The organism is Streptomyces sp. bgisy027 (assembly GCF_057710365.1).
In genome coordinates this window covers 1-763 of record NZ_JBYIVZ010000146.1, presented here as the reverse complement: position 1 = coordinate 763, position 763 = coordinate 1, and the positions used below count along the sequence as shown (strand labels likewise).

Annotated in this window: 1 protein-coding gene; it reads right to left on the bottom strand. The window is 70.0% G+C overall.

The genetic code is table 11. The features are described from left to right. On the bottom strand, positions 1 to 763 hold a 763-nt coding region (locus tag AC3ETA_RS47795), incomplete at both ends, for an alpha-amylase family protein (protein ID WP_488187675.1).

The following is a 763-nucleotide window of genomic DNA, read 5'->3' as shown; positions in this document are numbered from 1 at the left end:
GTGTAGGACTGCTGGAAGCCGATCTGGGCCAGGGTGTGCATCATCGCCGGCCGGGTGAACGCCTCCGCCAGGAAGATCACGTCGGGGTCGGTGCGGCCCACGTCCGCGATCACCCGCTGCCAGAACACCACCGGCTTGGTGTGCGGGTTGTCGACCCGGAAGATCCGCACCCCGTGGTCCATCCAGTGCCGCAGCACCCGCAGCGTCTCGGCGACCAGAGCGTCCATGTCCGCGTCGAACGCGATCGGGTAGATGTCCTGGTACTTCTTCGGCGGGTTCTCCGCGTACGCGATGGTGCCGTCGGGGCGGTGGTGGAACCACTCCGGATGCTTGTCCACCCACGGATGGTCCGGCGAGCACTGCAGGGCGAAGTCGAGCGCCACCTCCAGCCCCAGCTCCCCGGCACGCGCCACGAACCGGTCGAAGTCCTCGATCGTGCCCAGGTCCGGGTGGACGGCGTCGTGGCCGCCCTCGGGCGAACCGATCGCCCAGGGCACCCCGACGTCGTCGGCACCGGCGGACAGGGTGTTGTTGGGGCCCTTGCGGAAGGTCGTGCCGATCGGGTGGATCGGCGGCAGGTAGACCACGTCGAAGCCCATCGCCGCGATCCCCGGCAACCGGAGAGCGGCCGACTCGAAGGTGCCGTGCGGACGCTCGGCCGTGCCCTCCGAGCGCGGGAAGAACTCGTACCAGGAGCCGTACAGGGCCCGCTCCCGCTCCACCAGCAGCGGCAGCGGATCCGACGCGGTGACCAGATCCCGCA